At 71.3% G+C, this 2,959-nt stretch carries 2 protein-coding genes and 1 pseudogene; all 3 read right to left on the minus strand.

The features are described 5' to 3' along the window. Positions 1-1,890, minus strand: a pseudogene (locus ACOJTC_RS02315) (catalase); the annotation flags it as partial. A gap of 100 nt (positions 1,891-1,990) precedes the next feature. Next, the gene (locus tag ACOJTC_RS02320) at positions 1,991-2,437 is read right to left on the minus strand and encodes a hypothetical protein (protein WP_204928200.1); all 447 of its coding nucleotides are present in this window, start codon (positions 2,435-2,437) and stop codon (positions 1,991-1,993) included. A gap of 52 nt (positions 2,438-2,489) precedes the next feature. Then, positions 2,490-2,879 carry an iron chaperone gene (locus tag ACOJTC_RS02325; RefSeq protein WP_420115545.1) on the minus strand — a complete coding sequence of 130 codons (390 nt, stop codon included), beginning with the start codon at positions 2,877-2,879 and terminating at the stop codon, positions 2,490-2,492. Positions 2,880-2,959 lie beyond the last annotated feature (80 nt).

Genomic DNA, 2,959 nt, shown 5'->3' on the forward strand with positions numbered 1-2,959 from the left:
ATGCGGGGCGATCAGCAGCGGCACCATGTCGGCGGCGAAGACCGCCCGCCGGACGTCACTGACCGTGTCCAGGTCGACCTCCGGGTCCACGACGATGCCCACCATCCGTCCGTCGGCCGGCCACTGCCGACCCACCTGGGACAGTGCGGGGCTGGGCGTGACGTCGGCGAGCGGCACGGTCGGTTCCGGGGCGGGTAGCCCGAGACCGGTGGCGACCTGGGCGCAGAGCACCGGGTCGATGTTGGCCAGGCACTGGAGCTGCCGTTCCTTGATCTCCTGGTGGTAACACTTGCCCAGCTCGAAGGTGTAGGCCCGGATGATGTGCTCCCGCTCCACCGGCGACATGCTCAGCCAGAAGAGTCGCACCAGCCTTTAGTGGTCGTCGAAGGAGACCGGGTTGGCCCGGATCTTCGGGGCCTCGGCCACGGTCACCGGCACGTCGACGAACGCGTTCTCGGCGTCCCCGGCCGGGAACGGGTTGCCGCCGTCGAGCGAGTTCGGTCGGTACGGCGCCACCCCGGCGTGCACGGCGTGCTGGTGGAAGCCGTCGCGCAGCATGTCGTTGACGGCCGCGTGCGGCCGGTTGATCGGGACCTGCGCGAAGTTCGGCCCGCCCAGGCGGGTGAGCTGGGTGTCGACGTACGAGACGAGGCGGCCCTGCAACAGCGGATCGTTGGTGACGTCGATGCCCGGCACCAGGTGACCGAGGTGGAAGGCGACCTGCTCGGTCTCGGCGAAGAAGTTCGTCGGCGTCCGGTTGAGCACCAGCTTCCCGACCGGCTGCACCGGCGCCAGCTCCTCCGGCACGATCTTGGTGGGGTCGAGCAGGTCGATGCCGGCGAAGGTCTCCTCCGGGGTGTCCGGGAAGACCTGGAGGCCGAGTTCCCACTCCGGGTACGCGCCGGCCTCGATGGCGTCGTAGAGGTCACGCCGGTGGAAGTCGGGGTCGATGCCGCTGAGCAGCTGCGCCTCCTCCCACTCCAGCGAGTGCACGCCCAGCTTCGGCTTCCAGTGGAACTTCGCCAGCACCGTCGCCCCGGCGGAGTTGACCAGCCGGAAGGTGTGCACCCCGAAGCCCTCCATGGTCCGGTACGAGCGCGGGATACCCCGGTCGGACATGTTCCACATGGTGTGGTGCTGCGCCTCGGTGTGCAGCGAGACGAAGTCCCAGAAGGTGTCGTGGGCGCTCTGCGCCTGCGGGATCTCCCGGTCCGGGTGCGGCTTGCCGGCGTGGATGATGTCCGGGAACTTGATCGCGTCCTGGATGAAGAAGACCGGCATGTTGTTGCCGACCAGGTCGAAGGTGCCCTCGTCGGTGTAGAACTTGGTGGCGAACCCCCGGGTGTCCCGCACCGTGTCGGCCGAGCCCCGGGACCCCAGGACGGTGGAGAACCGGACGAACACCGGCGTCTCCTTACCCTTGCTCAGGAAGCCGGCCCGGGTCACCTCCTGCGCGCCGTACCCGGTGAAGACGCCGTGCGCGCCGGCGCCCCGGGCGTGCACCACCCGCTCGGGGATGCGTTCGTGGTCGAAGTGGGTGATCTTCTCGCGGAGGTGGTGGTCCTGGAGCAGCGTCGGGCCGCGCGGGCCGGCCTTCAGGGAGTGGTCGGTGTCGCGCAGCCGGGCCCCCTGCGCGGTGGTGAGGAACGCGCCCTGCTGGCCGTTGGCGACGGCCGGCGCGCCGGTGGCCGCGCCGGTCGGGGTACGGGTCTCCGGCGCGCCCTGCTCCTTCTTGGGTGGCAGCGGGTCGTGCGGGGTGGTGGGTTCCTCGACGGTCGGCGGGGCGCTGCCCGGCGCTCCGGGGACCTCGGGGGTCATCAGGTGCGACACCTTCTCGGCCGCGGCGTCCACCACGTCCTTGACGACCTCGGTCGGCTTGCGGGATTCCATCTGGGCGGCACCTCTTCGTGGAGCGGGGAACGGGTGTTCCTCCCCTACCCGGGCATCCCTCCGCAAAACACACCGATGTCGGTCGGTCGCCCGCGACGGTTCAACGCAGCGCGCGCAGGGTGACGGCGGTGACCGCGCCGTACGCCAGGTGCGGCACCACGTCGGTGATCCAGTCGGTGGCCGACCAGGTCCGGGGATCGGTGAGCCGCAGCACGGTCAGCGGGCCGTTGGAGCCGATCATCGCCAGACCGGTCAGCGCCAGGACGGACACGCCCAGCGGCAGCCGGCGGCCACCCGCCGCCGCGTAACCCGCCGCGGCGGCCACCGAGGTGGCATAGCCGAGCAGCGGCCCGAGCCCGGACCGGCGGTTGGCGGCCGTGCGCTGGTCACCGAGGTCGACGTGGGCCAGATCGGCCAGCCGGCCGGCGCTGTCCTCGGCGGCGCTGCTGGCCGGCCGGGCCCGCAGCGCCATGTCGAGGTAGGTGACGGCGTTGAGGGCGGACGCGCCGGCCGCACCGGCGATCAGGGCTCTGCTGGTGGGCGTCATCCGCCCCGCCTACCCGCCTGCGGGACGCTGACACCCACCCGACCGGTGACCGTCAGGAGACCGCCGTGGTCACCAGGTCCCGGATCCGCTTCTCCACCTCCGGGGTCCACGTCCGCAGGGCGTACGACACCGGCCACAGGTCACCGTCGTCGAGGTTGGCCGACTCCTGGAAGCCGAGGGTGCAGTACCGGTAGTTGAACTTGCCGGCGTCCTGGAAGAACACGACGATCTTGCCGTCCTCGTTCGCGTACGCGGGCATCCCGTACCAGGTCTTCGGCGACAGCTGCGGGGCCGCCGTGGTGACCGTCAGGTGCACCCGTTCGGCGAGCGTCCGGTCCGCCGGGGCCATCTGGGCGATCCGGTCCAGCACCGCCTGCATGCCGTCAGCCTTCTTGGCGCCCTTGCGCCCCTCGGCCCGCAACTCGGCGGCGCGTTCCCGCATGGCGGCGCGCTCCTCGGCGGTGAAACCGTCGCCGGTCTCTCCGGTGGTGTCGCCGTCGGACGCGGTGGTCGCTTTCTTCG

It is taken from the genome of Micromonospora sp., from assembly GCF_048594385.1.
Lineage (GTDB): Bacteria > Actinomycetota > Actinomycetes > Mycobacteriales > Micromonosporaceae > Micromonospora > Micromonospora wenchangensis.

Bases quoted from the DNA above. Each gene is read 5' to 3' on its own strand.
- ACOJTC_RS02320 (WP_204928200.1), bottom strand. From the start codon at position 2,437: ATGACGCCCACCAGCAGAGCCCTGATCGCCGGTGCGGCCGGCGCGTCC.
- ACOJTC_RS02325 (WP_420115545.1), bottom strand. From the start codon at position 2,879: ATGCGGGAACGCGCCGCCGAGTTGCGGGCCGAGGGGCGCAAGGGCGCC.